Origin of the sequence: Nguyenibacter vanlangensis, from assembly GCF_013376155.1 — a bacterium.
GTDB classification, from domain to species: Bacteria; Pseudomonadota; Alphaproteobacteria; order Acetobacterales; family Acetobacteraceae; genus Gluconacetobacter; species Gluconacetobacter vanlangensis.
Genome location: NZ_JABXXP010000344.1, coordinates 1 through 3113, shown reverse-complemented (window position 1 = coordinate 3113; position 3113 = coordinate 1). Strand labels below are relative to the sequence as shown.

The 3113-nt window shown below is 67.9% G+C and carries 4 protein-coding genes; 3 read left to right on the top strand and 1 reads right to left on the bottom strand.

All coding sequences use genetic code 11. The annotated features are described in order from the left end of the window. Positions 1–149: 149 nt before the first annotated feature. From HUK84_RS13535 to ung, 3 genes are all read left to right on the top strand, one after another. Complete coding sequence (locus tag HUK84_RS13535) at positions 150–1259, top strand: NADH:flavin oxidoreductase/NADH oxidase (RefSeq protein ID WP_176640760.1); 1110 nt, start codon at positions 150–152, stop codon at positions 1257–1259. A 184-nt stretch (positions 1260–1443) separates the two neighbouring features. Then, positions 1444–1926 (top strand): hypothetical protein, encoded by a 483-nt coding sequence (locus HUK84_RS13530; protein WP_176640759.1) that lies wholly within the window; start codon positions 1444–1446, stop codon positions 1924–1926. A 263-nt stretch (positions 1927–2189) separates the two neighbouring features. Next, the gene (gene ung, locus HUK84_RS13525) at positions 2190–2882 is read left to right on the top strand and encodes a uracil-DNA glycosylase (RefSeq protein WP_176640758.1); all 693 of its coding nucleotides are present in this window, start codon (positions 2190–2192) and stop codon (positions 2880–2882) included. An 18-nt stretch (positions 2883–2900) separates the two neighbouring features. On the opposite strand, the gene HUK84_RS13520 is transcribed toward ung, so the two are convergent. Continuing rightward, a partial coding sequence (locus HUK84_RS13520; protein ID WP_218064367.1) for a hypothetical protein occupies positions 2901–3113 on the bottom strand: 213 nt, incomplete at its 5' end.

Genomic DNA, 3113 nt, shown 5'->3' with positions numbered 1-3113 from the left:
GCCCTGGTCGCACGGGGCTGTCCACCGCATGCGCGGGCCCGAGGCGCTCAGCGGCCGCGACCGGCTGCGCCAGGCCCTGCACGCGCTGGGCTTTCCGCTGGCCTGACGCATCGTTTCCCCCAACCGTATATCTGGATTGGAGAATTCTCATGCCGAATCCCAAATTATTCGAACCGGTGACGATCGACGGGCTGGCCCTGCCCAACCGGATCGTCATCGCGCCGATGTGCCAATATTCGGCCACCGACGGCCGCATGAACGACTGGCACCTGATCCATCTGGGCGGCCTGGCCCAGTCGGGCGCCGGCCTGCTCACGATCGAGGCGACGGCGGTCCTGCCCGAAGGGCGGATCACCTATGGCGATGTCGGGCTGTGGGACGATGCGACCGAGGCCGCGATGCGCCGCACGCTGGCGGGGGTCCGCCAATGGTCCGGCATGCCGGTCGCGATTCAGCTTGCCCATGCCGGGCGCAAGGCATCGACCGAAGTTCCGTGGAAGGGCGGGCGGCACATCCCGCCCGGCACCCCGCAAAGCTGGCAGACCGTGGCGCCATCCGCCGTGCCCTATACCGACGGCGACAACGCCCCCATGGCGCTGGACCGCGATGGCATGCGGCGGGTGCGCGACGCCTTCGCGGCAGCGGCGAAACGGTCGGCGGCGCTGGGCATCGACGCGGTGCAGATCCATGCCGCGCACGGCTACCTGCTGCATCAGTTCCTTTCCCCGCTGGTCAATCGCCGCGACGATTCCTATGGCGGCAGCCTGGAAAACCGGCTCCGCTTCCCGCTGGAAGTCTTCGACGCGGTGCGGGATTCCTTCACCGGCGGGCCGGTGACGGTACGCGTCTCCGGCACCGACTGGGTCGAGGGCGGCTGGGACATCGAACAGACCATCGCGCTGGCCCGGGCGCTCGAATCCCGGGGGTGCAGCGCCATCCATGTCTCCAGCGGCGGCCTCAGCCCGCTGCAGCGCATTCCGGTGCATCCGGGCTATCAGGTGCCGCTGGCCCGCGCCGTCAAGGCCGAAACGAAGATGCCCGTCGTGGCGGTCGGTCTGATCACCGGCTACGAGCAGGCCGAGGCGATCGTCGCCAACGGCGAGGCCGACATGATCGCCCTGGCGCGCACCGTTCTGTACGACCCGCGCTGGCCCTGGCACGCGGCGGCGCATCTGGGCGGCCACGTCACGGCGGCCAGCCAGTATCTGCGCTGCCAGCCGGCCATCCACCGCGACCTGTTCAAGCTGCCGGAATCGTAAGGCCCCAGGCCGCGTCCCGCGCACAGCGCCGGGATGCGGCCCCCGCGCCGCCCTGTTCACTTTCCCGCCATTGCACGAGGAAATATTCGCTTTCTCCTTCTCTGGACATATTTTGTAATAAATAAATTGTCTGGTCCGATTTCCGTGTCGCAACGGCAGGCCGCAAGAGAAGGAAAACGCGCTCATGAAACCATGCGGGCTTGCCCTGACGGCCCTTCTCCTTGCGGGATGCAGCGGCACGCCGCTGACGCCGCCGCTCGACATGACCGACGCTCAGAAGCAACAGGTGCGGCTGGTCCAGGACCGATATGCCCGCTGCGCGGCCCAGTACCCGCCCGCGATCGGCCATTACGCGCAATTGGCCGGATGCGAAAATAAGGCGGACACCGCCTTCGGAACGGCCACCGGCCTCGACCCGGCCGCGGTCGCCTATCTGACAAGCGCCCGGCAGAAGGCCGGCCTGCTGCGCGACGCCGGGCGGATCAGCGACGGCGACGCAAGCGCCATGCTGCTGGCCGCGACCAGCCAGGCGCGCTCCAGGCTGATCGAAGACCATCAGGACGACGTGGCGCGGCGCCTGGCGAATTGCGTCACGGGCCTCTCCGGCCCCTATCTGGGCAGTCCCGGCCCGTTTTTAGGGGGTTGGAGATACTGCCCCGGCAACTGACGAGAGCAGATCCCGTTCAAACGGACTCGTTTGAACGGGTAAAGATGCTCGACAAAATAACAACATAGAGCATTTCCACTGAACCGGTGTTCGGTGGAAATGCTCGAGCAGGCGGCCGGCCGGCGGACCGCCGGCGGGACGGATTGCGGCTTGATCTTTTCCGCGCGGCGTCGCTGAATGGCGGCCGGTTCGTGCGCGAACATGCTGATCGAACTTCGAAAACGACAAGGGAAACCAGGCTCCCGCCGGGGGGCTGCTGTTCTATGACGGTCAAACTGGACGAAAGCTGGAAGGCGGCGCTGGCATCGGAATTCGATGCGCCGTACATGCGGGCGCTGAAGGATTTCCTGCTGGCGGAGAAGAGCCGCGGCAAAGTGATCTTCCCCAGGGGCTCGGAATATTTCCGCGCGCTGGACCTGACCCCGCCGGACGCGGTCCGGGTCGTCATCCTGGGCCAGGACCCGTACCATGGCGACGGCCAGGCCCACGGCCTGTGCTTCAGCGTGCGGCCCGACATCCGCATCCCGCCCTCGCTGGTCAATATCTACAAGGAAATCCAGAGCGACCTGGGGATTCCCCCCGCCCGCCACGGCTATCTCGAATCCTGGGCGAAGCAGGGGGTGCTGTTGCTGAACAGCGTGCTGACCGTCGAACGCGCCAGCGCCGCCTCGCACCAGGGCAGGGGCTGGGAACGCTTCACCGACGCGGTGATCGCCTGGGTCAATGACGGCCCCGCGCCGGTCGTCTTCATGCTGTGGGGCGCCTACGCCCAGAAAAAGGCCGCCTTCGTCGACCAGTCGCGGCACCTGGTGCTGAAGGCCCGGCACCCGTCCCCCCTGTCGGCGCATAGCGGCTTCTTCGGCTGCCGCCATTTTTCCCAGGCCAATGCCTTCCTGGTCCGCAACGGGCTGGCGCCGATCGACTGGGCCCTGCCGGACGTCGCGCAGCCCGCCTGACGCGGGGGCGATCCGGGATTACGTCACCGCGTTTTCCCGCCGGCCCGGCATGTCGAGGCGTGCGATGTCGGCCTTGTCCAGCCATCCATGCGCCCGCATGTCGGCCAGAATCCACTCCAGCCCGATCCAGTCCGGCCCGACCCATCCCGGCCCGGCCCCGCCCGCCGCGCCGTCGCCGAACACCATGCGATCGGTCCCCGGCCGGCCGGGCATGACGGCCCGCGTCGCGCG